This is a genomic window from Streptomyces sp. NPDC046349, assembly GCF_055587885.1.
Window position 1 is genome coordinate 44,217 of the sequence record NZ_JBVJFK010000004.1, and the last position, 21,331, is coordinate 65,547.

Annotated in this window: 22 protein-coding genes; 10 read left to right on the forward strand and 12 right to left on the reverse strand. The window is 72.0% G+C overall.

Annotated features, from left to right (window positions below; all coding sequences use genetic code 11):
- Positions 1 to 62: 62 nt before the first annotated feature.
- Complete coding sequence (locus ACZ6JS_RS10215) at positions 63 to 272, reverse strand: hypothetical protein (protein ID WP_469297208.1); 210 nt, start codon at positions 270 to 272, stop codon at positions 63 to 65.
- Between the two features lie 197 nt (positions 273 to 469).
- On the opposite strand from ACZ6JS_RS10215, the gene ACZ6JS_RS10220 reads away from it, so the two are divergent.
- Both ACZ6JS_RS10220 and ACZ6JS_RS10225 read left to right on the forward strand, forming a co-directional pair.
- A complete protein-coding gene (locus ACZ6JS_RS10220) occupies positions 470 to 1,594 on the forward strand; it encodes a DUF5937 family protein (protein ID WP_469297209.1) in 1,125 nt (374 codons plus the stop codon).
- Between the two features lie 279 nt (positions 1,595 to 1,873).
- Complete coding sequence (locus tag ACZ6JS_RS10225) at positions 1,874 to 3,424, forward strand: M28 family metallopeptidase (protein ID WP_469297210.1); 1,551 nt, start codon at positions 1,874 to 1,876, stop codon at positions 3,422 to 3,424.
- Between the two features lie 105 nt (positions 3,425 to 3,529).
- Here the strand turns inward: ACZ6JS_RS10225 and ACZ6JS_RS10230 are convergent, their stop codons facing one another.
- Entirely contained in the window at positions 3,530 to 4,540 is a 1,011-nt protein-coding gene (locus ACZ6JS_RS10230; protein WP_469297211.1) for an SAM-dependent methyltransferase, read from the reverse strand.
- A 106-nt stretch (positions 4,541 to 4,646) separates the two neighbouring features.
- On the opposite strand from ACZ6JS_RS10230, the gene ACZ6JS_RS10235 reads away from it, so the two are divergent.
- Together ACZ6JS_RS10235 and ACZ6JS_RS10240 are read left to right on the forward strand one after the other, a co-directional pair.
- A complete protein-coding gene (locus tag ACZ6JS_RS10235) occupies positions 4,647 to 5,849 on the forward strand; it encodes a sensor histidine kinase (RefSeq protein WP_469297212.1) in 1,203 nt (400 codons plus the stop codon).
- Positions 5,850 to 5,866: 17 nt separating this feature from the next.
- Positions 5,867 to 6,541 (forward strand): response regulator transcription factor, encoded by a 675-nt coding sequence (locus tag ACZ6JS_RS10240; RefSeq protein ID WP_030846041.1) that lies wholly within the window; start codon positions 5,867 to 5,869, stop codon positions 6,539 to 6,541.
- Between the two features lie 44 nt (positions 6,542 to 6,585).
- Here the strand turns inward: ACZ6JS_RS10240 and ACZ6JS_RS10245 are convergent, their stop codons facing one another.
- The 4 genes from ACZ6JS_RS10245 to ACZ6JS_RS10260 form a co-directional block, all read right to left on the reverse strand.
- Positions 6,586 to 7,182, reverse strand: a complete 597-nt coding sequence (locus ACZ6JS_RS10245) for a hypothetical protein (RefSeq protein WP_469297213.1) — start codon at positions 7,180 to 7,182, stop codon at positions 6,586 to 6,588.
- Entirely contained in the window at positions 7,179 to 7,451 is a 273-nt protein-coding gene (locus ACZ6JS_RS10250) for a hypothetical protein (protein WP_469297214.1), read from the reverse strand. Before ACZ6JS_RS10250 ends, ACZ6JS_RS10245 begins: the two co-directional genes overlap by 4 nt.
- A 71-nt stretch (positions 7,452 to 7,522) precedes the next feature.
- Positions 7,523 to 9,019, reverse strand: coding sequence for a PH domain-containing protein (locus tag ACZ6JS_RS10255; protein WP_469297215.1), 1,497 nt, complete (start codon positions 9,017 to 9,019; stop codon positions 7,523 to 7,525).
- Positions 9,016 to 9,507, reverse strand: coding sequence for a PH domain-containing protein (locus ACZ6JS_RS10260; protein WP_469297216.1), 492 nt, complete (start codon positions 9,505 to 9,507; stop codon positions 9,016 to 9,018). The genes ACZ6JS_RS10255 and ACZ6JS_RS10260 overlap by 4 nt, the downstream gene beginning before the upstream one ends.
- Positions 9,508 to 9,538: 31 nt before the next feature.
- Here ACZ6JS_RS10260 and ACZ6JS_RS10265 point away from each other — a divergent pair, with 31 nt between their 5' ends.
- The 3 genes from ACZ6JS_RS10265 to ACZ6JS_RS10275 are packed head-to-tail and all read left to right on the forward strand — an operon-like array spanning position 9,539 to position 11,850.
- The gene (locus ACZ6JS_RS10265) at positions 9,539 to 10,681 is read left to right on the forward strand and encodes an NADH-quinone oxidoreductase subunit D (RefSeq protein ID WP_469297217.1); all 1,143 of its coding nucleotides are present in this window, start codon (positions 9,539 to 9,541) and stop codon (positions 10,679 to 10,681) included.
- A gap of 45 nt (positions 10,682 to 10,726) precedes the next feature.
- Positions 10,727 to 11,611 carry an arylamine N-acetyltransferase family protein gene (locus tag ACZ6JS_RS10270; protein ID WP_469297218.1) on the forward strand — a complete coding sequence of 295 codons (885 nt, stop codon included), beginning with the start codon at positions 10,727 to 10,729 and terminating at the stop codon, positions 11,609 to 11,611.
- A gap of 29 nt (positions 11,612 to 11,640) precedes the next feature.
- Complete coding sequence (locus ACZ6JS_RS10275) at positions 11,641 to 11,850, forward strand: hypothetical protein (RefSeq protein WP_469297219.1); 210 nt, start codon at positions 11,641 to 11,643, stop codon at positions 11,848 to 11,850.
- 25 nt (positions 11,851 to 11,875) lie between these two features.
- Here ACZ6JS_RS10275 and ACZ6JS_RS10280 read toward each other — a convergent pair whose 3' ends face one another.
- Positions 11,876 to 12,742 carry an NAD(P)-dependent oxidoreductase gene (locus tag ACZ6JS_RS10280; RefSeq protein WP_469297220.1) on the reverse strand — a complete coding sequence of 289 codons (867 nt, stop codon included), beginning with the start codon at positions 12,740 to 12,742 and terminating at the stop codon, positions 11,876 to 11,878.
- 114 nt (positions 12,743 to 12,856) lie between these two features.
- Here ACZ6JS_RS10280 and ACZ6JS_RS10285 point away from each other — a divergent pair, with 114 nt between their 5' ends.
- Positions 12,857 to 13,450 (forward strand): TetR/AcrR family transcriptional regulator, encoded by a 594-nt coding sequence (locus tag ACZ6JS_RS10285; protein WP_469297221.1) that lies wholly within the window; start codon positions 12,857 to 12,859, stop codon positions 13,448 to 13,450.
- A gap of 18 nt (positions 13,451 to 13,468) precedes the next feature.
- Here the strand turns inward: ACZ6JS_RS10285 and ACZ6JS_RS10290 are convergent, their stop codons facing one another.
- The 4 genes from ACZ6JS_RS10290 to ACZ6JS_RS10305 all read right to left on the reverse strand — a co-directional run bounded on the left by ACZ6JS_RS10290 (position 13,469) and on the right by ACZ6JS_RS10305 (position 16,954).
- Positions 13,469 to 14,473 carry a hypothetical protein gene (locus tag ACZ6JS_RS10290; protein WP_469297222.1) on the reverse strand — a complete coding sequence of 335 codons (1,005 nt, stop codon included), beginning with the start codon at positions 14,471 to 14,473 and terminating at the stop codon, positions 13,469 to 13,471.
- Between the two features lie 97 nt (positions 14,474 to 14,570).
- Positions 14,571 to 15,551 (reverse strand): ABC transporter substrate-binding protein, encoded by a 981-nt coding sequence (locus ACZ6JS_RS10295; protein WP_469297223.1) that lies wholly within the window; start codon positions 15,549 to 15,551, stop codon positions 14,571 to 14,573.
- A 32-nt stretch (positions 15,552 to 15,583) separates the two neighbouring features.
- Positions 15,584 to 16,252 carry an ABC transporter permease gene (locus tag ACZ6JS_RS10300; RefSeq protein ID WP_469297224.1) on the reverse strand — a complete coding sequence of 223 codons (669 nt, stop codon included), beginning with the start codon at positions 16,250 to 16,252 and terminating at the stop codon, positions 15,584 to 15,586.
- Between the two features lie 3 nt (positions 16,253 to 16,255).
- On the reverse strand, positions 16,256 to 16,954 hold the full coding sequence (locus tag ACZ6JS_RS10305) for an ABC transporter permease (protein WP_469297655.1): 699 nt from the start codon (positions 16,952 to 16,954) through the stop codon (positions 16,256 to 16,258).
- Between the two features lie 150 nt (positions 16,955 to 17,104).
- Between ACZ6JS_RS10305 and ACZ6JS_RS10310 the strand changes: the two genes are divergently transcribed.
- Complete coding sequence (locus ACZ6JS_RS10310; RefSeq protein ID WP_469297225.1) at positions 17,105 to 18,067, forward strand: ABC transporter ATP-binding protein; 963 nt, start codon at positions 17,105 to 17,107, stop codon at positions 18,065 to 18,067.
- Between the two features lie 59 nt (positions 18,068 to 18,126).
- Here ACZ6JS_RS10310 and ACZ6JS_RS10315 read toward each other — a convergent pair whose 3' ends face one another.
- Positions 18,127 to 19,236 (reverse strand): alpha/beta hydrolase, encoded by a 1,110-nt coding sequence (locus ACZ6JS_RS10315; protein ID WP_469297226.1) that lies wholly within the window; start codon positions 19,234 to 19,236, stop codon positions 18,127 to 18,129.
- Between the two features lie 152 nt (positions 19,237 to 19,388).
- On the opposite strand from ACZ6JS_RS10315, the gene ACZ6JS_RS10320 reads away from it, so the two are divergent.
- Positions 19,389 to 21,236, forward strand: a complete 1,848-nt coding sequence (locus ACZ6JS_RS10320) for a phosphatidylglycerol lysyltransferase domain-containing protein (RefSeq protein WP_469297227.1) — start codon at positions 19,389 to 19,391, stop codon at positions 21,234 to 21,236.
- Positions 21,237 to 21,331: the final 95 nt, after the last annotated feature.

Below are 21,331 nucleotides of genomic sequence, written 5' to 3' on the forward strand. Positions count from 1 at the left end.
GGACGGTCTGCCGCTGGTCGGCAGCCACCGTCCTGCGGCCACCGGTCACTCCCGGACACGGTTCAGCACGGGTGCGGGCGGGTCAGCATCCGGCGCAGGGCGGCGCGCCACGGGTGGCGGGCCTCGCCGCCGTCCAGAACGGCCTGGAGCTGCTGGTAGGAGCGGGCCGCGCGAACGACGGCGACGTCGTCGCGGCCGGGCGGCGGGGGCATGGGTTCCCCGTGCTGGGACGCGCGGTAGGTGTCGATGAGGTACTGCTCGATGGCTGTCATGACTCCACCCTCACCCCGTCGGCCCCGTCGCGCACGACGGTTGACGTTCCGCGCCGACCGTCCCGGCCGATAACCGTCCCGGGCGGTGACGATCACTCGTCCGGCGGCCGTGCCTGAGCCCGCGCGGCCACCCGTACGGAGGCGCCCGAGGCCCGGAGCCGACGTCCCCGACGTGCGGGAACGGACAGAATGGCCGGATGAGCGTCACCATCGACATCGCCGGGCTCCCCCACGAGCGGATCGCCTTCGCGCCCTCCCCGCTCGCGGAACTCTGCATGGCTCTGCACGCTCTCTCGCAGCCGTCGCACCACCCGCGGCTCGCCTCCTGGACCACCGCCACCTCCGCCTCGCTCGATCCGTGTCTCGCGGACCGGCTGCTGGAGGCCGAGTTCCTGTGGCGCAGCTCCTTCTCCGACATCTTCATGCCCTTCGCCGGGATCCCCGGGGAGGCCGGGCTGCCGGCGGCGACGCTGGCCGAGGAGCTCGACGTACTCGACCGGCTGGACGACGAGCGGTTCGTGGGGGCCGCGCTGGAGCACTGCCGGCTGGCGCTCTACAACGAGGGCGGCGGGCCCTCGCCGCTGAAGGACCCGGTGGCCCGGGCCAGGGCGCTGGAGCTCGCCGCCGCCCGCGGGCCGCGGCAGCTGGAGTTCTCCGTGCGGCTGCTGGACGACACCGCGGCCGTGCGGGTGTGGCTGCGGCGGCTCCTGGAGGACTGCGACGAGGCGTTCTTCGCGCAGACGTGGGAGCGCCTCGAGCCCGGGCAGAGCGCCGACGCACGCCACAAGGCCGAGCTGCTGCGCCGCAAGGGCCTGGCGGCCGCACTGAAGGACGCCTCGGCGGCCCTGAGCGTCGACGAGGGCCTCACCACCATCACGGCCGACAAGATGGTCCACGGGACGGCCACGGCGACCGATCCCCGAATAGGCAGCGGCCTCGTCTTCGTGCCCACCAACTTCGGCTGGCCGCATCTGCTGGTCCTGCACGCACCGGACTGGAGGCCGGTGGTCCACTATCCGCTCGGCACCTCCGAGCCGGCTTCCGGGTCGGGCTCGGTGGAGCTGCTCCAGCTGCGGATGGAGGCCCTGGCGCACCCGATGCGGATGATGCTGTGCCGGAGTCTGGCCCGGGCCCCGTACACGACCAGTGAGCTGGCGAACGTGCACGGGATCACCGCGCCGGAGGTGTCGCGGCACCTGGCCGTCCTGAAAAGGGCCGGTCTGATGCATACGCGGAGGCAGGGCCGTTATGCCCAGCACCAGTTGGATCTGGGTACGGTCGCCCGAATCGGCTCCGACTTCGTCGAGGGCATCCTCCGGTAGTGCCAACCGGCAGGTGGTTGGCCGGATTCGACCGGTCCAGAGTCACCGATATACGGAATTCATAAACCGAAATCAGCGAAAACTCTGGCCATGATGGCCACTTGCTGTCTAACGTGCGCTCACTGTTCGCCCACGTAACGCGCACCGCGTCCGCACGTCCGGTCCGTCGCGTTCCGCCGTGCTGTGCCCTGCTCCGCCCGTCGTGCCCGGATCAACCTCGTTCCGCCGGTCGTGCCCAGCTCCGCCCTGCCCTGCTCGCCCAGTCGTGGAAGGACCTTCATGCCCTCACGCCGTATAGCCGCAGCAACCGCCGCCCTGGCAGCCACCGCCCTCGTCTCACCGCTGCTGCTCGCCGGACCGGCCGGCGCCACCAGCCCGCAGAGCGACGCCGCGCGCGGTGACGCGCTGGCCCGCAAGCTGGTCAAGGACGCGACCGGCAAGGGAGCCTTCAACCACCTCAAGGTCCTGCAGTCGATCGCCGACTACAACAACGGCAACCGCGCGGCCGGTTCCAAGGGCCACGAGCAGTCGGCCAAGTACGTCGAAGCCGTGATGAAGGCGGCCGGCTACACGGTCACCCGCAACGAGTTCGACTTCGTCTTCGTCGAGACCATCGAGGAGAAGCTCACGGTCAACGGTGCGAACGGGCGCGACGTCCCGATCCACCTGATGACCTACACGGCGAACTCCCCGGAGGGCGGCGTGACGGCCCCGGTCGCCGTCGCCCCGGTCGACGCGGACGGGACCAACGGCTGCGAGCCCGGCGACTTCGCCGCGGGCGCCTTCACCGGCAAGATCGCCCTGGTCAAGCGCGGCGGCTGCACCTTCGCGGTCAAGCAGCAGAACGCGGCGGCCGCCGGCGCGGTCGGCGCGGTCATCTACAACAACACCGCGGGAGCCCTGAACGGCACCATAGGCGACCCGGCCGCGGGCAAGGTCCCCACGGGCGGCATCACCCAGGAGGACGGCGAGAAGCTGGCCGCCGAGGCCGCCGCCGGCCCGGTCGAGCTGACCCTCGACATCCGCGAGCTGCGCGAGAACCGCAAGACCTTCAACGTCATCGCCGAGACCAAGGGCGGCGACGAGAACAACACCGTCTTCCTCGGAGCGCACCTCGACTCGGTCGCGGCAGGCCCGGGCATCAACGACAACGGATCCGGCTCGGCCGGAATCCTCCAGGTCGCCCAGCGGCTCGCGAGCGACCAGAAGAAGATCAAGAACAAGGTCAAGTTCGCCTGGTGGTCGGCCGAGGAGTTCGGCCTGCTCGGCTCCGAGGCCTACGTCGGCGGTCTGACGGACGCGCAGAAGAAGCAGATCAAGCTCTACCTCAACTTCGACATGATCGGCTCTCCGAACGCCGCGTACTTCGTCTACGACGGCGACGACTCGGACGGCGTCGGCGCGGGCCCCGGCCCGGAGGGCTCCGCCCAGCTGGAGAAGGGGATCACCGACTTCCTCGACTCGAAGAAGATCCCGCACGCGGGCACGGACTTCTCCGGCCGCTCGGACTACGGCCCGTTCATCGAGGTCGGCATCCCGTCCGGCGGCACCTTCACCGGCGCCGAGGGCATCAAGACGCCCGAGGAGGCCGCGAAGTTCGGCGGCCAGGCCGGTGTGGCCTACGACGTGAACTACCACGGCGAGGGCGACGACATCACCAACATCGACCAGAAGGCGCTCGACATCAACGTCGACGTCATCGCGGACGCGGTCGGCCACTACGCCTGGGACCTCGCCCCGCTGTCGAAGCCGGTCGTGTCGACGCCGACCCCCGGCGGCAGCGGCGGTGGCGGCGGCCTCCACCCGGGCCACGACGAGGTCACGCAGTAGCCTGCGACGGTAGCGGGTGTCGTCAGAGGGGCCGGATCCGGATCCGGCCCCTCCCCCGTGTCCGCCACAGGCCGGCCGCTGGCGGCGGGACGCGGGCCGCACCGGTCAGGCCTGCGGCGGCCCCGATTCCTGCTCCGGCCGCGAGTCCGGCTCCGGCCACGCCCGCATCCCCACCGGCTGCACCAGCCAGCCGAAGGCGCCCAGACCGGAGCGGGAGGTCAGCTCCGCCGCCTCACCGGCCGAGGCCAGGGCCCGTACGTAGGCCGCCGGGTCCGACGAGGCCAGGGCGAGCGGGGGCCGGGCGCCGGAGATCCCGAGGGCGGTCAGGGCCTCGCGCTGGGTCAGCAGCACCGATCCCGGCCCGGCGCAGGCGTCCAGTGCCACGTGGGCGGTGACGTCGCAGCTGCCGTCGGGAACCGGCGGGACCTCCCGGCCGCCGCGGAATCCCGTCAGGGTGCCGAACGGGGGCCTGGCCCGCCGGGCGTGGGCGTAGTCCACCGCCACCGCCAGGCCCCGCTCCAGGCTCCCGGCCGCCGCGGCCCAGGCCTCGTCGCGCGGGCGGCCGATCTCCGCCCGGCCGCCGCCCGGCCACCAGCGCTCCAGCCAGGCCCGGTCCGCGTCCTCCAGCGGGCCGCCCCGGCTCTCCGTGCCGTCCGGCGCGACCAGGACGTAGTGCCCGTCCTCGGCGACGTCGAGGGGTACGTTGTCCAGCCATTCGTTGGCGAAGAGCAGCCCGGTCACGCCCTCGGGCACCGCCCCGGTCCAGCGGATCCGCGCATCGAGCCCCTCGGGCCGCTCCGCCCGCTCCACGGCGTACGGCCGCACCCGCGCCGCCGTCTCCGGGTCGAGCGCGGCGAGCACCCCGGACAGCAGTTCGGCCCGCCCGGCGCCCATGTCGACGAGGTCGAGCTCCCGCGGGTGCCCGAGCTCCGCGTCCACCCACCGCAGCAGCCGGGCCACGGCACCCGCGTACAGGGCGGAGGCGTGCACGGAGGTACGGAAGTGGCCGGCCGGGCCCGGGCCGGCGGGGCGGACGTAGAAGCCGCCGGGCCCGTACAGCGCCGCGTCCATCGCACTGCGCCACCGGACCGCGGCGGCTTCACCAGGAGTGCTCATCACCGAAGGCTATGCTCACCCTCCACCTTGGGGAGTATGTCCCCGGTGCCAGGTTCGGACCTCTGGTTGACTCCAGCACCTATCGCCGTTCCCTACTCTGGGTTACGTGCAGCGCCTCTACGACTTCCTCCGCAGACACCCGACGGGCGTCGACAGCTTCTGGGCTGTGCTCTTCTTCGGGGTCTCGATGCTGAACGTCACGGGCGAGCCCGACATCAGCCGGCCCCTGAAGATCGTCGCCGTCCCGGTGGTGATCGCTCTGAGCACGGCTCTGGCCCTGCGCCGCAAGTGGACGCAGGCGATGTTCTGGCTCACCCTCGGGGCGGGCCTGCTCCAACTGGCCGCGGGGATCGTCGCCGGCTTCTACGACATCGCCATGTTCGTGATCCTCTACACGGTCGCCGCGAGCGAGGTGCCGCGCTGGGTCTCGCGCACCGCACTGGGCTGGGGGCTGGCGGCCGCGCCGCTCTACTTCCTGCGGTACGGCGTGGACAAGGGCGCCAACGACGTCGACAACGTCCTCTTCGCCATCTTCATGATCGTCCCCTTCGTCCTGGCCTGGGTGCTGGGCGACTCCCTGCGGACCCGGCGGGCCTATTACGCCCAGCTGGTGGAGCGCAACCACCGGCTGGAGAAGGAGCGCGAGGCCCAGTCCAAGGTGGCCGTGGCCGCCGAGCGCGCCCGGATCGCCCGCGAGCTGCACGACGTCGTCGCGCACAACGTCTCGGTGATGGTGGTGCAGGCGGACGGCGCCGCGTACGTCATGGACGTGGCCCCCGAGCAGGCCAAGGAGGCCCTCCAGACCATCTCCGGCACCGGCCGCCAGGCCCTCGCCGAGATGCGCCGGCTGCTCGGCGTCCTGCGCACGGGCGAGCCGCAGGAGTCCGAGGACTACGTGCCGCAGCCCGACGTCGAGCAGATCGAGGTCCTGGTCGAGCAGGTACGGGCGGCCGGGCTCACGGTGGACTTCGAAGTGGAGGGCGCCCCGCGGCCCCTGCCCAGCGGCGTCGAGCTGACCGCTTACCGGATCGTGCAGGAGGCGCTGACCAACACCCGCAAGCACGGCGGGTCCGATGCGAAGGCCAGCGTCCGGCTGGTCTATTTCGACGACGGGCTCGGCCTGCTGGTCGAGGACGACGGCCGGGGCGCGGCCCACGAGCTGTACGAGGACGGCGGCGCGGACGGCGCCGGACACGGGCTGATCGGCATGCGAGAGCGGATCGGTATGGTCGGCGGAACCCTGGAGGCGGGGCCGCGGCCCGGTGGCGGCTTCCGGATCAGCGCACTGCTGCCCCTGAAGAAGAGATGACGAGGACGAGGTAACTGATGTCCATCCGAGTGATGCTGGTCGACGACCAGGTCCTGCTGCGCACCGGCTTCCGCATGGTGCTCGCCGCCCAGCCCGACATGGAGGTCGTCGCCGAGGCGGGTGACGGCCTGGAGGCATTGGAGGTGCTGCGGGCCACGAAGGTGGACGTGGTGCTGATGGACGTCCGCATGCCGAGGCTCGACGGTGTCGAGGCGACGCGACGGATCTGCGAGCCGGCGGAGCACCCGAAGGTGATCATCCTGACCACCTTCGACCTGGACGAGTACGCCTTCTCGGGCCTGAAGGCGGGTGCGAGCGGCTTCATGCTGAAGGACGTGCCGCCGGCCGAACTGCTCGGCGCGATCCGCTCGGTGCACAGCGGGGACGCGGTGGTGGCGCCGTCCACGACGCGGCGCCTGTTGGACCGCTTCGCGCCGATGCTGCCGACGACGACGCAGGAGCCGGAGCACAAGGAGATCGAGCGGCTGACGGAGCGCGAGCGCGAGGTCATGCTGCTGGTGGCGCAGGGGCTGTCGAACGGCGAGATCGCGGCGCGGCTGGTCCTGTCGGAGGCCACGGTGAAGACCCACGTGGGCCGCATCCTGACCAAGCTCGGTCTGCGCGACCGGGTCCAGGTGGTGGTCCTGGCCTACGAGACGGGCCTGGTCCGCGCGGGCGGCGGGGCCGGATAGCCGGCCCCGGCGGCCGCCCCGCCGGGGCCTTGCCGCCGCCGCTGTCAGGTGCCCTGGTCGAGGGGGCGCTTGTAGTAGCGCCAGGGGAACCAGCCCGCCCCGACCGGAATCCAGCCTTCTGATTCCATCCGCCGGTGCCGCGCGACGGACGGGAGCGTCACCCGGCAGTGCTCCCAGGGATGGTCGGAGGCTTCCACCTCGTGGAAGAAGGGGCCGTAGCCGACCGCGTGCCAGCCCTCGCGGCCCGCTTCCTCCAGGGCGGCCATCTCGTTGAACGCGGTCAGGCCGCCGAGGGTCCGGCGCTCGGGGCCGCCGGGCTCCCCGGCGGGCGGCGCCGACGGGCCCGCGCCGCCCCCCGCCTTGCCCGCGAAGCGCTGCTGGGCGGCCTGCCGGCTCACACCCAGGACGCGGCCCACCGCGTCCCAGCTGTGTCCGGCGGCCCTGGCGCCCTGAACAGCCTCGCGCAGCAGCCGGCTCGATTCCTCGGCGCCGACGCGCGAGGCGTCCAACAGGCGCAGGTATCCGTGGGGGTCGTGTTCGAGCGACTCCGCCAGCCCCTCGGGGGCACCGAGGACGGCCGCGGCGATCCCCTCCCGGATCCGGTCCGCCTCCACCGGCTGGAGCAGCGGTTCGCCGCTCATCGGCCCGGTCCGGCAAGGGGTTCGAGGGCGTCGAGGACCTCCTGGTCGCGACGCGCCTGCTCGGAGCGCGCCGCCCGGGCGCCCTGGGCGGCCGTGCAGCCGATGAACACGAGGCCCACGAGGATCAGGGCGATGGTGGCGGGGGTGCCGAGCCGGTCGCCGAACATCACGCTCACGGCGGGCAGAAGCACGGCCACCGGCAGGGCCGGGGCCATGGCCGGGGTGGCGGGCGTGTGGTCCCGGTGGTCCTTGGATCGCGAAGTCAGCATACGTCAAGGAAATCTTGACATGATCACCTTGTCAAGATCTCCTTGACGCTCGTGCGAGGCCCCGGCGCGGCTCACGCCTCCGGGCCGGGCCCGGTCATCCAGCGGTCCGGGCGGGCCGTCGCGCGGGAGGTGTGGGAGCGGGCGGCCTGGTCGTGCAACAGCCGGGCGGCCTCGGTGGCCGCCCGCAGCCGGGCGGTGACCGTGCCGTTCGCGCCGGTGTCCACGTGGACGTCGGCGACGCCGCGGGCGCGGGCCCAGGGGCCCTGGGAGAGGCGGACGCTCTGCACCTTGGCGTGCGGGACGATCTCCGTACGGCGGCACAGGCGGCCGTGCCGGGCGGCGAACACCTCGGGCGAGAGCGCCAGGGCGTAGCCCTTCCACCACACCGGGACCACCCAGCGCGATCCGGTGCCCGGCGAGCCCGAGAAGGACAGGCCCGCCAGGTCCACGCCGGGCAGGACGCGCGCGATCACGGCGTAGGCGGCGGCCCGCGAGGCCACCGGAACCAGGACCTCGTTCTTCGACCCGGCCACGGCGAGCTCCACGCGGACCCGGTCGCTGCGCCGCCACAGCAGCGGCTCCACGATCCGTACCGTCTGCACGCGCCCGGGCGGCACGGTCTCGTGGGCCCGGTCCAGCATCCCGTGATCCAGGCGCAGCCCGTCCGGGGACTCGGCGACCCGCCAGTCGTACTCGGTGAGGAAGCGGCCGACGGTGGCCGCCCAGACCCCGCCCAGCATGGGGAGCAGGGTGACGACGGCCGCCCACGGGCTGGAGCTGATCCACCACACGAAGAACGGCGCGACGATCCCGCCGGCCAGCGCGGCCCAGACGCCGAGGCTGAGCATCAGCGACACGGCCAGCTCGCGCGGGGTCACCCGCAGCAGTTCACGCTGCGGGGCCTCGCCGAGGCGCACCGCCTCCTCGGGGGCGAAGCCCGCGGCGCGGGCCAGGAGCTCGGCGCGGAGGGCGACGGCCTCCTTCTCGCCGAGGAACGACAGCTGGTCCTTCTCCTCGGTGCCGATCACGTCGAGCCGCAGGCTCGCGACTCCGGTCAGCCGGGCCAGCAGCGGCCGGGTGACGTCCACGGCCTGGAGCCGGTCCAGCCGGATGTGCGCGGTGCGGCGGAAGAGCAGCCCGGTCCGGATGCGCAGTTCGGTGTCGGTCACCGCGTAGTGGGTGAACCACCAGCTCAGAAAGCCGTACACGCCGAACATCAGGACCACGCCCACCAGCGTCACCAACCGCAGGAGCGTGGACAGGTCCGCCACCCAGCGCGCCGCCCGGTCGCCCTGCTGGGCGAGGAGGCCGACGGTCGCGGCGATCGGCACCCAGGCACGGCGCAGCGGTGTGAAGGGGTGCAGCCGCCGCTCGGCCACGGCCTGTCGGCCGGGCCCCTCCGCGGCGCCACCCGTCGAGCCGGTCGCCCCGGCCGGCCCTGATTCCTTCGGCTCACCCCCCGGCGCCCCCGGGGCGCCCGGCTCACCGCCCACCGCACCGGCGCTCACCGGCTGCCCGTCCACCGGCTCCGGGGCGCCCGGCTCACCGCCCACCGCACCGGAGGTCACAGGCCCGCCGACCTTGCCTCGCCGAGGGCGGCGAGCCGGTCGCGCAGCCGCTCCGCCTCGGCCGGTACCAGCCCGGGGATCCGGGCGTCGGTGGCCGCCGCAGCCGTGTGCAGTTGGAGTGAGGCCAGGCCGAAGCGCCGCTCCAGCGGGCCCGAGGTGACCTCGACCAGCTGCATCCGGCCGTACGGGACCACGGTCTGCTCCCGCCACAGCACTCCCCGGCTGATCAGCAGGTCGTCGGCGCGCTCGGTGTACCGCCAGGACCGCCAGTTGCGGCCGATGAGCACCCAGCCCCAAGCCCCCGCGGCGAGCCAGAACGTCCCCGCCGCCGCCCACTCCGGGCCCACGAGCAGGCCGAGCAGCAGCCCGGTCGCCGCCGCCAGCAGGCAGGTCCAGCCCACGAGCAGCGTCCGCCGCAGGGTGAGCAGCCCGCCCGGCAGCCCGACCCAGCCGGGCTCGCCCGTCTCAGCCTTCGTCCCCGTATCCATCCCCCCAGCGTAGGGCTGAGACAATGCCCGCATGACGGAGACGACGGTCGGCATCGGCGGAGCGGCGGAGAGCACCGACATGGTGCTCAACATCGGCCCCCAGCACCCTTCCACGCACGGCGTGCTGCGCCTGCGCCTCGTCCTGGACGGCGAGCGGATCGCCAGCGCCGAACCGGTGGTCGGTTACATGCACCGCGGCGCCGAGAAGCTCTTCGAGGCCCGTGACTACCGGCAGATCGTCATGCTCGCGAACCGCCACGACTGGCTGTCGGCGTTCTCGAACGAGCTCGGCGTGGTGATGGCGGTCGAGCGGATGCTGGGCATGGAGGTCCCCGAGCGGGCCGTGTGGATGCGGACCCTGCTGGCCGAGCTGAACCGCGTGCTGAACCACCTGATGTTCCTCGGCTCGTACCCGCTCGAACTGGGCGGGATCACCCCGATCTTCCACGCCTTCCGCGAGCGCGAGGAGCTCCAGGCCGTCATGGAGGAGATCTCCGGCGGCCGTATGCACTACATGTTCAACCGCGTGGGCGGTCTCAAGGAGGACCTCCCGGCCGGCTGGCTGGGCCGGGCCCGCGCCGCGATCGCCGACGTCCGCAGCCGGATGGACGTCTACGACAGGCTCGTCCGCGGCAACGAGATCTTCCGCGGCCGTACCCGCGGCGTAGGGGTCCTGTCCGCGGAGGCGGTGCACGCGTACGGGGTGTCCGGCCCTATCGCCCGCGCCTCCGGCGTGGACTTCGACCTGCGGCGGGACGAGCCGTACCTGGCCTACGGCGAGCTCCAGGACGTCCTGAAGGTGGTCACCCGGACCGAGGGCGACTGCCTGGCCCGCTTCGAGTGCCTGCTGGAGCAGACCCACAACTCCCTCGACCTCGCCGTGGCCTGTCTGGACCGGATGGACGACCTCCCGCCGGGACCGGTCAACCAGCGCCTGCCCAAGGTCCTGAAGGCGCCCGAGGGGCACACCTACGCCTGGACCGAGAACCCGCTGGGCATCAACGGCTACTACCTGGTCTCCAAGGGCGAGAAGACCCCGTACCGGCTGAAGCTGCGCAGCGCCTCCTACAACAACATCCAGGCCCTGGCCGTGCTGTTGCCGGGGCAGCTGGTCGCGGACATGGTGTCCATCCTGGGCTCGCTGTTCTTCGTGGTCGGCGACATCGACAAGTAGCCGTAATTCAAGGGGAGTAGCGCCTTCCGCGCCTAGCCTGGCCGGATGACAACGGACTTCTTCGACGGCTACCTGCGGCGTCTCGGCATCGCCGACCTCGACCTCGGCGCCCCCTGCGCCGAGGGGCTGTTCGCGCTCCAGCGCGCGCATGTGGAGCGCATCGCCTACGAGAACATCGACATACAGCTCGGCCGGCCGCCGGGCATCGACCCCGAGCTGTCGGTGCGGCGGCTCGCCGCGGGGCGGGGCGGCTACTGCTTCCATCTGAACGGCGCTTTCGCCCTGCTCCTGGAATCCCTGGGCTACGAGGTGACCCGGCACGTCGGGGCCGTGAGCGCCGACGCCGCGTCGCGCGCGGTGCGGGGCGACCACCTCGCCCTGACCGTCCGCGTCGGGGGCGAGGAGTACTGGGTGGAGGCCGGACTCGGGGACATGGGCCCGTACGAACCGCTGCCGCTCGTCGCGGGCCCGTACGAGCAGAATGGTTTCAGCTACTCCCTGGAACGGCTGGATCCGCTGGAGGGCGAGAGCCCGGGCTGGTCCTTCTTCGCCGCGGCGGGCGGTGCGCGCCGGATGAACTTCCGCGACGCCCCCGCGGCGACCGCCGATTTCGAGGGCATGCACACGTGGCTGTCCACGAACGAGGAGTCCCCCTTCGTGCGGGTCTTCGCGGTGTTCCGACGCGACGCGGGCGGCGCGGACTGCCTGCGCGGGAAGGTCCTGACCCGCCTGGAGGGCGGGAAACAGACCGCCGAGCGGGTGCTGTCCGGGCCTGAGGAACTCCTCTCGGTCCTGGACGGCATCTTCGGGCTGGACCTCGAGGACCTGACGCCCGCCGACCGGGCTGCCCTGTGGGCCCGGGTGGAGCGGGTGCACGAGGTGTGGCTGGCCCAGCGGCGGGCGGCCGCCGCGGAACCGGCGCGGGACTGATGTCGGTGCGGCAGGGCAGACTGGGCGCCATGTCCCACTCACCCCGCCGGGCCTGCCCCGCCTGCGGCCGCGACTGCGCCGTCACCGCGGGCCGCATCGCCCGCCACGACCCGCCCGCCGCCCGCGGCGACCTGGTGTCCTGCCCCGGGTCCCGGGCCCGGGTGGTGCTCGGCGCCTGCGCACCCACGCTGGACGGGTTCGTCCTGCCCGACGTCCCGGGACAGCTGCCGCTGTTCTGAGGCGCCGACCCGGCCGACCCGACCGTCAGCCCTCCTTGGCAGCCAGCAGCCGGATCAGGCGCGAGCTGCTCTCGTCGCCGTAGCCCGCGTCGACCCCGCGGCGGTACAGCTCCGCGTGCGCGGCCAGGATCGCGGTGTCCACACCGGAGTCCGCCGCGGTGTGCAGGATGTGCTCGACGCTGGCGGCGCACATCGTCAGGCGCTGGTCCTCGCCGCGGTGGTCGTCGGCGTCGATGAGCGCGGCGCTCTGCGTGTAGAAACCGCGCATGGTGTCGGCGGTGTAGCCGGCGTAGGGCAGGATGTCCGACGCCGTCAGGCCGTTGGCGCGGGCCACGGCGACCGCCTGGTACCAGCCCGTGTAGGCGGTCCAGAAGAGGATCATGTTGAGCTGGTAGTAGAGCTGCGCGTAGCCGGGGTCCGCGCCGCGGTAGTCGGTGGCGGCGAGCAGGTCGAGCGCCGACCGGTGTTCCTCGTAGACCTCTCGCGGGCCGCTGATGAAGATCGACGACCCTTCCTGTCCGATGCCGGCGGGCGGCACGTTGACCCCGCCCGTGAGGTACGCGGCGCCGCGCTCCTCGGCCCACCGTGCGGCCGCGCGGGCCTTGTCCGGGAGGTCGGAGGAGAGGTTGGCGAGCGCGCGGCCCGTGAGGTCGGCGTCGCCGAGCGTGCCGTACATGGCCTCGACGTCGATCAGGCTGAGCACGACCAGCGGACTCGCGGCGACGGCCCCGGCTGCGTCCGCCGCCCTGCGCGCGCCGCGTGCGACGAGGTCGGTGTCCTTGCCGGCACTGCGGTTCCACACGGTGACCTCGTAGCCGGCGTCGAGATAGGCGGCGGCCATGGCCCGGCCCATGGGACCCAGGCCCACGACGGTGATCTTGGTGTTGTTCATGGAACTCTCCCCCGGTACACGTGACTAGAACGAACGCTCTATCCAGCGCTCGGCACGACCGTAGCACGGGATTAGAGCGAGCGCTCTATCCAATATGTTGGGTAGGATCCGGCCATGGCAGCGACAGGGACGAAGACAGAGCCGGGAACGCGCGAGCGCCTGGTCCGCACCGCCTCCCGCCTCATGCAGCACGGCGGGTACGAGAACACCCCGGTCAAACAGCTGGTTCGGGAGGCAGGGGCCACCCTGGGCTCGCTGTACCACTTCTTCCCGGGCGGCAAGCAGGAACTCGCAGTGGCCGCGATCCACTTCGGCGACGAGGAGTTCGCCGCGCTCCTGCGCACGGGGCTCGCCGCCCGGCCGGACCCCGCGGAGGCGGTCGAGGCGATCACCGGCCTGCTCGCGGAGGCCCTGGAGGCGTCCGACTGGCGCGACGGCTGCCCGGTGACGGCCACCGCCCTGGAGACGGTCGGCCGCCTCCCCGATCTGCAGGCGGCCTGCGCCCGGGCCTTCGCCCACTGGCAGGAGCTGGTCGCCGCGAAGCTCCTGGCCTCCGGCTACCCGGAGCAGGAGGCGCGAGACCTGGCGATCACCGTGGTCAACACCCTGGAGGGCGCCGAAATGACCTCACAGGTCACCCAGAGCCGGACCCCGCTCCTGCTGGCGGGCCGGCACCTGGCCCGGCTGGTGGCCTCGTACGGGCCCTGAGGGGCAGGGAAGGGGCGGTCAGGAGATCGCGGTGCGCAGGCGCACCACGTCGATCGGCTCGGTCTCGTCGTGGGCCGTCAGGTCGATGACCTGGCCCACCGCGCGGGTCTCGTCGGTCGGCGGCTTGAACTCCGGCTCGGCCGTCTGCTGCGCGGACTCCGCCTTGTGCACGGCGAGGGCCTCGGCGCCCACCACGTCGGCCAGGTCCTCGTTCTGCACCGCCTCGATCGCCGCGCGGGCCTGCGCCGAGTTCTTGGTGCCGAAGAAGTCGAAACCGCCCTCGACGCGGGAGGCCGTACGCCGCTGGGCCGCGTACGGGGCCACGGCGGCCGCCTGACGGCGGGCCGGGAAGGAGGCGGCGGGGCCCGCGGCCGGCGGCACCGTGGGCAGCTCGCGCGCGGCCCGCGCCCTGGGCAGCGCCCGCTCCTGCGCCTTGCGGGCCAGCGCCACCATGGCCGCGTGGGCCCGGGCGTAGCCCACCGAGGTGGGTGCGCCGGCCGAGGTGCGCTCCTCGGAGACGGCCGGAAGCTGCTTGGGATCGGCCGCAGCCGTGGTCGACGAGGCCTCGATGGCCAGCAGCCGGCGCTTCTCCAGGGCGCTGGCGCGCTCGGTCTCGGCCGTGGCGTACCGGCGCAGCAGCGCCGCGTGCTCGCCCCGCAGGCCCGCCAGTTCGACGCGCTTGGCGCGCAGCTTGGCATCCAGCCTGGCCCGCAGCATCCGGGCCTCTTCGAGGTCGGACTCCAGCTCGGCTATGCGCTCGTCGGTGCGCCACTCGTCCTTGACCCGCTCGCGGGCGAGTTCCGCGACCCGGCGTCCCGCGCTGCGGTCCCAGGCTCGCATCACGACGGCGCCGGCGATCCCGGCGGCCGCGGCGAGCGCCACGAGCAGCCTCAGCGCGGTTCCGTCGTCGGGGCCGGCCAGCAGCCAGGCGGCGCCGGCGCTGGTGACGGACACACCGGCAACGGCCGTCGGCGTGAGCAGCCGGTGCAGGGGTTCGGGATTGCGGTGGCGTCCACGGGGCATGGCCTGAAATTTACAGGGCGTAGAGGTCGTGTGGGGTACCCACCCGGCAATCTGTTCCCGGGCAGTTACCCCACATTTCTCCATCAACCAGTAGGCACTACTTCTTCACAAGGCCCTTCGCCTCCAGGTAGGCCTTCGCGACGTCGGCCGGCTTGGCACGCTCGGCGTCCACCTTCCGGTTCAGGTCGGCCAGGTCGGCGGTCGTGAGCACCTTGGTCAGCTTGTCGAGCGCGGCCGCGACCTCGGGGGCCCCGGCGTCCTTTGCGTTGACCACGGGCAGCACGTTGTCCGCGTTCTGGAGCTTCTTGTCGTCCTCCAGCAGGACCAGGCCGAAGCTGTCGAGGGTGGCGTCCGTGGTCGTGGTGAGCACCAGCTGGTCGACGCCGTCCTTGACCGCCTGCTTGGCCTGCGGGGTGCCGACGCCCTTCGGGTCAATACCGGAAACTTGAATTCCGTATGTCTTGGTCAGTCCCGGGCCGCAGAAGGGGCGGACGGAGCATTCGTCGCCCGCCGCGATCTTCACCTTCAGGCCCGACTTGCCAAGATCGGAAAGGGACTTGAGGTTGTTCTTCTCGGCGAATTCCTTGGTCACCGCGAATGCGTTCTGGTCGACCGCCGAACCCGCGGGCAGCACCTTCAGCCCGAGCGGGGCCGCCAGCTTCTCCAGGCCCGCCACCGTCGCCGCGACGTCACTCGACGCGACCGGCTTCTCCTCGGGCGCCTTCGGCCCGTTCACCTTGGCGTTCAGGAACTCCGCGAGCGTGGCCGCGTACTCGGGGACGACGTCGATCTCGCCCTTCTCCAGCGACGGCTCGTACAGTTCGCGGTTGTTGACCGTCTTGACGGACGTGCTGTAGCCCGCGTCCCCCAGGACCTGCGCGTACAGCTCCGCCAGCACGTTCGATTCGGTGAACCCGGCCGCGCCGATCACCAGGCTGCCCTTGCCCCCCGCGGCCGGGGCGGCGGAGGAGCCGCCGTCCTTGCTCTTCTCCAGGCTGTCACCGCCGCACGCGGCCAGCGACACCGTCAGGGCCAGGACGCCCAGGGACGCGCCGAGAACGCGCGTGGTCTTGGTCATGGAGTTGCTCCGTTCGAGAAGAGGGACGGGAATCAGCGGCGGGCGCCGGCCCGGGGCAGCAGCCGTTCCGCCGCCACGAGCACGCCCTCCACCAGCAGGGCCAGGGCGGCCACGAGCAGGGCCCCGGCGACGACCTGCGGGGTGTTGTAGGTGTTGAAGCCGGCGGTGATGATCCGGCCGAGACCGCCCTGCCCGACCATGGCGGCGATCGTGGCCGTGGCGATGACCTGCACGGAGCCCGAACGCAGCCCGGTCATCACCAGGCCGCGCGCGAGCGGGAGTTCCACCCGCCAGAACAGCTGCCCGCCGGACATGCCCATCCCGCGGGCGGCCTCCACCACCGAACGGTCCACCTCGCGCATGCCGACGTACGCGTTGGTCAGCAGCGGCGGGACGGCGAACAGCACGAGGGCGGCCACCGTCGGCAGGTAGCCCGCGTTGCGCAGCGGGGAGACCATGAAGAGCGCCAGCACCGCGAAGACCGGGACGGCCCGGCCGACGTTGGAGACGTTGACCGCGAGGGTGCCGCCCCGGCCGAGGTGGCCGAGGTAAAGGCCGACCGGCAGCGCGATCGCGCAGGCGATCGCCAGGGCGAGCCCGCTGACGTAGACGTGCTCGCCGAGCCGGTGCCAGACACCGTTCTCCCCGGACCAGTTGGCGCCGTTCGCGAGCCAGTCCCAGGCCCCTCCCGCCACACCCATGCGTCAGGCCCCCTTCCCCCGGCCGGCCGGCCGGCCGCCGGCCCGGGTCCACGGCGTGAGCAGCCGCTGCAGGCCGAGCAGCAGCAGGTCCGCGGCGAGCGCCAGCAGTACGCACAGCAGCGAGGCGGTGAGGACCTGCGCCTTGAAGGAGCTGGTCACCGCGGGCGCGATGAGGTTGCCGAGGCCGCCTTTGCCGACGATGGAGCCGACCGTGGTCAGTGCGACCGTCGAGACCGTGGCGATCCGTACGCCGGCGAGCAGCGCGGGCAGCGCCAGCGGCAGTTCCACCTGCCACAGCAGCCGCCCCGGCCCGTATCCCATGCCGCGCGCGGCCTCGCGCACCTCCTCGGGAACCGCCTCCAGGCCGGCCAGCGCGTTGCGGACCAGGATGGTCAGCGAATAGAGCACCAGACCGGTCACGACCAGCGCCGCCGAGAGCCCGAAGACGGGCAGCAGCAGGGAGAACATGGCCAGCGAGGGGACCGTGTAGAGCAGGGTGGTGAAGGTGAGCACGGGCGCCGACCAGCGCCTGCCGCGGCGGGCCAGCAGGGCGAGCGGCACGGACACGACCAGGCCGATCAGGACGGCCGCGCCGGTGATCCACACATGCTCGACGGTGGCGTCGGTGAGCTCCTGGGAGCGGGAGGTGACGTAGTCCCAGCAGATCCAGTCGTTCGCCACCAGGCAGTTCCGCCCCGGCACGCGCCTCACCCCCCGTCTCCCAACGTACACATGCTCGATCGCCCGGCCTTGGACGACCCTAACCCCCATCGCAGTCCATGGCCGGAATCCTTCGCACGGGGGCAACACGCCCTTCACAATCGGGCGGCGCCCGTGAGGAAAGATGGGTCCGTGATCCGATTCGAGCATGTGACCAAGCGCTACCCCGACGGGACGACGGCCGTCGAGGACCTGTCCTTCGAGGTGGCGGAGGGAGAGCTCGTCACGCTGGTCGGACCGTCCGGCTGCGGCAAGACGACCACGATGAAGATGGTCAACCGGCTCATCGACCCCACCTCCGGCCGGATCCTGCTGGACGGCGAGGACATCGCGGCCGCGGACCCGGTCGAGCTGCGCCGCCGCATCGGCTACGTCATCCAGCAGGTCGGGCTCTTCCCGCACAAGACCGTGCTGGAGAACACCGCTACCGTGCCGCAGCTGATCGGCACCCCCAGGGCCGCGGCCCGCGCCCGGGCGGCCGAGCTGCTCGAACTGGTGGGACTGGACCCGTCGGTGTACGGGAGCCGGTACCCGGAACAGCTGTCGGGCGGGCAGCGCCAGCGCGTCGGCGTCGCCCGCGCGCTCGCCGCCGACCCGCCGGTGCTGTTGATGGACGAGCCCTTCGGCGCCGTGGACCCGGTGGTGCGCGAGCGGCTCCAGAACGAGTTCCTGGCCCTGCAGCGGACCGTGCGCAAGACGATCCTGCTGGTCACGCACGACCTGGAGGAGGCGATCCGGCTCGGCGACCGCATCGCCGTCTACGGAACGGGCACCATCGAGCAGTTCGACCGGCCGGCGGCGGTGCTCGGAGCCCCGGCCACGCCCCGCGTGGCCTCCTTCGTAGGCGCGGACCGGGGGCTCAAGCGGCTCGCCGTCACCACGCTCGGGGCCGACGACCTGGCACCGGCCGAGGGGACGGTGCCCGGGGCGTCGGTGGAACTCGGCGCGACGCTGCGCGAGGCGCTCGCCGCACTGCTCCAGGAGGACTCGGGCCGGATCGGCGTGACGGACCCGGACACCGGCGAGCTGGCCGGCGTACTGACCCCCGAGGGCGTCCACCGGGCGCTGCGCCGGGCGGAGTTGCAGGAGGCATGAGAAAAGGGGGCCCGACCTTCCGGTCGGGCCCCTGCTCCAGCCGTCGCACCGCACGGCCGTCAGGCCTGGATGCGGCCGCTCATCCACATCAGCATCGGCGGGATCTCACGGCGCCACGTGTTGAAGTTGTGGCCGCCGCTGTCGAGGATGATGGACGAGACCCGGTCCGGGCCCTGCACCTTCTTGATGAACTTCTTGGTGTCCGAGAGGTTCGGCTCGCCCTTCTCGCTGCTGGTGACGAGGAAGGACGTACCGGCCGGCTTCTTGTTGTCCATCACGTGCAGGATGTCCGCACGCTTCTTCAGCTTCTCGTCGCCGTGGAACAGGTCACCGGTCGTCGGGTCGTCCGGAGCGTCGTAGTACGCGGACAGGCCCGCGGCGGCGCCGAAGGTCTGCGGGTAGTGCGCGGCGATCTTCAGAGCGCAGTAACCGCCCGTGGAGTTGCCGATGAAGCCCATGTTCTCCGGCTTCTTGCCGACCCGGAAGGTGTCCTGGATGGCCTGCGGGAGGTCCACACCGAAGAAGGTCTCCGTCTGCGGGCCGCCGGGGACGTCGACGCACTCGGTGTCCCGCGGCGGCGCCACCGTCGGGCGCAGCATGACGAGGATCATCGGCTTCATCTTGCCCGACTTGGACAGGCTGAAGGCCTTCATCGGGTAGTCGAGCCCTTTGATCAGGTTCTCCGCGGTGCCCGGATAGCCTGTCAGGACGACGGACGCCGGGAAGTTCTCGTCCTTGTGCTGCGGCTGGAAGTACTCCGGCGGGAGCCACACGTAGCCGGGGCTCGTAATCTTCGACTTCTGCCCGGATATGGCAACCTTCAGGATCTGACCGCCCACCTGGGGCTTGGCGCCGCCGGGGACGTCCAGCTTCTGCTTGTCGACGACCTTGATGTCCTTGCTGCTCATCGAGTGGTCGACGACCTTGCCCATCGACGTCTCCTGACCGAACAGGTCGGCCCACGAACCGTAGAACAGGAACGACTTGTTGGCCGCGAGCCCGACAGCCGAGAACAGCGCCAGCTGGGTCGCCAGCAGGAGCCCGATACGGCCGGCGAACGCACGCCAGGTGCGGCCCGAGAGCTTCGGCCAGAACCAGATGGTGGCCGCGAACAGCAGCACACCGGCGAGGACGGCCAGCGCCAGGACCGTATTACTGGTGAGACCCATGAGCAGTCAGTCGACTTTCTGATGGCAGGACTGGAAATTTCCGACGGAAGAGTGAACCCGCTGTCCGTCGATGTCGTCCTAAGGGACGCACCACACACCGGAGGCTGTCGCGGCCTTCGGCCACTTGATCTCTCGCGGAGCAACGGGAAGCGATGTCTAGCAGGATAGATGGCGATAAGTCGGGACAGGTTCCGAGCAGGGTCCGCCGAATCTTCCGAGGCCCACAGCCGGAGTCGGTGCCCGGCCTGGTAGGTACGGCCGTCATGATCGTCGGCCTTCTGGACATCGCGGCGGGTGTCTTCCCCCGTTTCCGGCACAGCCGGATCCACGCGGTGGCAGAGGTGCTGCCGGTCTTCGGCCCGTTCGCGGCCGCCCTCGCCATCAGCGCGGGCGTACTGCTCCTGCTGCTCGCGCACGGTCTCAAGCGCCGCAAGCGCCGTGCCTGGCGGGCGGCGGTCGTCCTGCTGCCGGCCGGGGCCGTGGCGCAGTTCCTGTACCGGCACTCGATCCCCGGCGTCGTCATCGCGGCGGTGCTCTTCGCACTCCTGCTGCGCCACCAGGGTGAATTCAAGGCCCTGCCCGACCCGCGCAGCCGCTGGAAGGCGCTCGCCAACTTCGTCCTGATGAGCGCCGGCTCCATCGGGCTCGGCCTGCTCATCGTCAACGTCCACCCGAACCGGGTCGTCGGCAACCCGAGCCTGTACGAGCAGATCAAGCACGTCGTCTACGGCCTCTTCGGCTTCGAGGGCCCCGTGAACTACGCCGGGCAGGTCTCCTGGACCGTCGGCTACTCCCTCGGCGCGCTCGGCATGCTGACCGCCCTCACCACCATGTACCTGGCCTTCCGCCCCGAACACCCCGCCGCCCGGCTCACCGCCGACGACGAGGGCAGGCTGCGCGAGCTGCTCGCCAAGCACGGCGGCCGCGACTCCCTCGGCCACTTCGCGCTCCGCCGCGACAAGGCCGTCGTCTTCTCCCCCAGCGGCAAGGCCGCCGTCACCTACCGCGTCGTCTCCGGCGTGATGCTCGCCTCCGGCGACCCGATCGGCGACGTCGAGGCGTGGCCCGGCGCGATCGAGCGGTTCATGGACGAGGCCAAGGCCCACTCCTGGACCCCGGCCGTCATGGGCTGCAGCGAGACCGGTGGCGAAGTCTGGACCCGCGAGACCGGTCTCGACGCCCTGGAGCTGGGTGACGAGGCGATTGTCGATGTCAAAGACTTCTCCCTCTCGGGCCGTGCCATGCGCAATGTCCGCCAGATGGTGAAGCGCATCGAGCGCAACGGCTACACCACCAAGGTCCGCCGGGTCAGCGAGCTGACCGAGGAGGAGCTGGAGCAGGTCCGCGGCGCGGCCGAGGCCTGGCGCGGCACCGACACCGAGCGCGGCTTCTCGATGGCGCTGGGCCGGGTCGGCGACCCGGGCGACGGCGACTGCTTCATCGCCACCGCCCACCGCGTCGAGGAGGGCGACACCAGCCCCTTCGGCGACCTGAAGGCCATCCAGCACTTCGTGCCGTGGGGCAAGGACGGCATGTCGCTGGAGCTGATGCGTCGCGACCGCGGCGCCGACCCCGGTATGAACGAGCTGCTGATCGTCGCCTCCCTGGAGGCCTCCCCGGCCCTCGGCATCGAGAAGGTCTCCCTGAACTTCGCGATGTTCCGCTCGGCGCTGGCCCGCGGCGAGAAGATCGGCGCCGGCCCCGTCCTGCGGATGTGGCGCAGCCTGCTGGTCTTCCTCTCCCGCTGGTTCCAGATCGAGTCCCTGTACAAGTTCAACGCGAAGTTCCGCCCCCGCTGGGAGCCGCGCTTCGTCGTCTTCCGCACCACCCGCGACCTGCCCCGCATCGGCTTCGCCGCGATGCAGGCCGAGGGCTTCGTGACGCTGGCCCTGCCGCGCCTGTTCGCCAGCCGCCGCCGCCCCAAGCCGGTCCGCACCTGCACGCACAACCTGGTGCCGTCCGTCCCGAAGCAGGCCGAGCGCGAGGTCCAGGCCGCGTAGCCCGCACCGCACCCGCGACACCCCCGAAGGCCCGGCCGGTCCACCCGCCCGGGCCTTCGGCCTACCCCGCCCGGTCCCCGAGCCCGGGCGGTGTG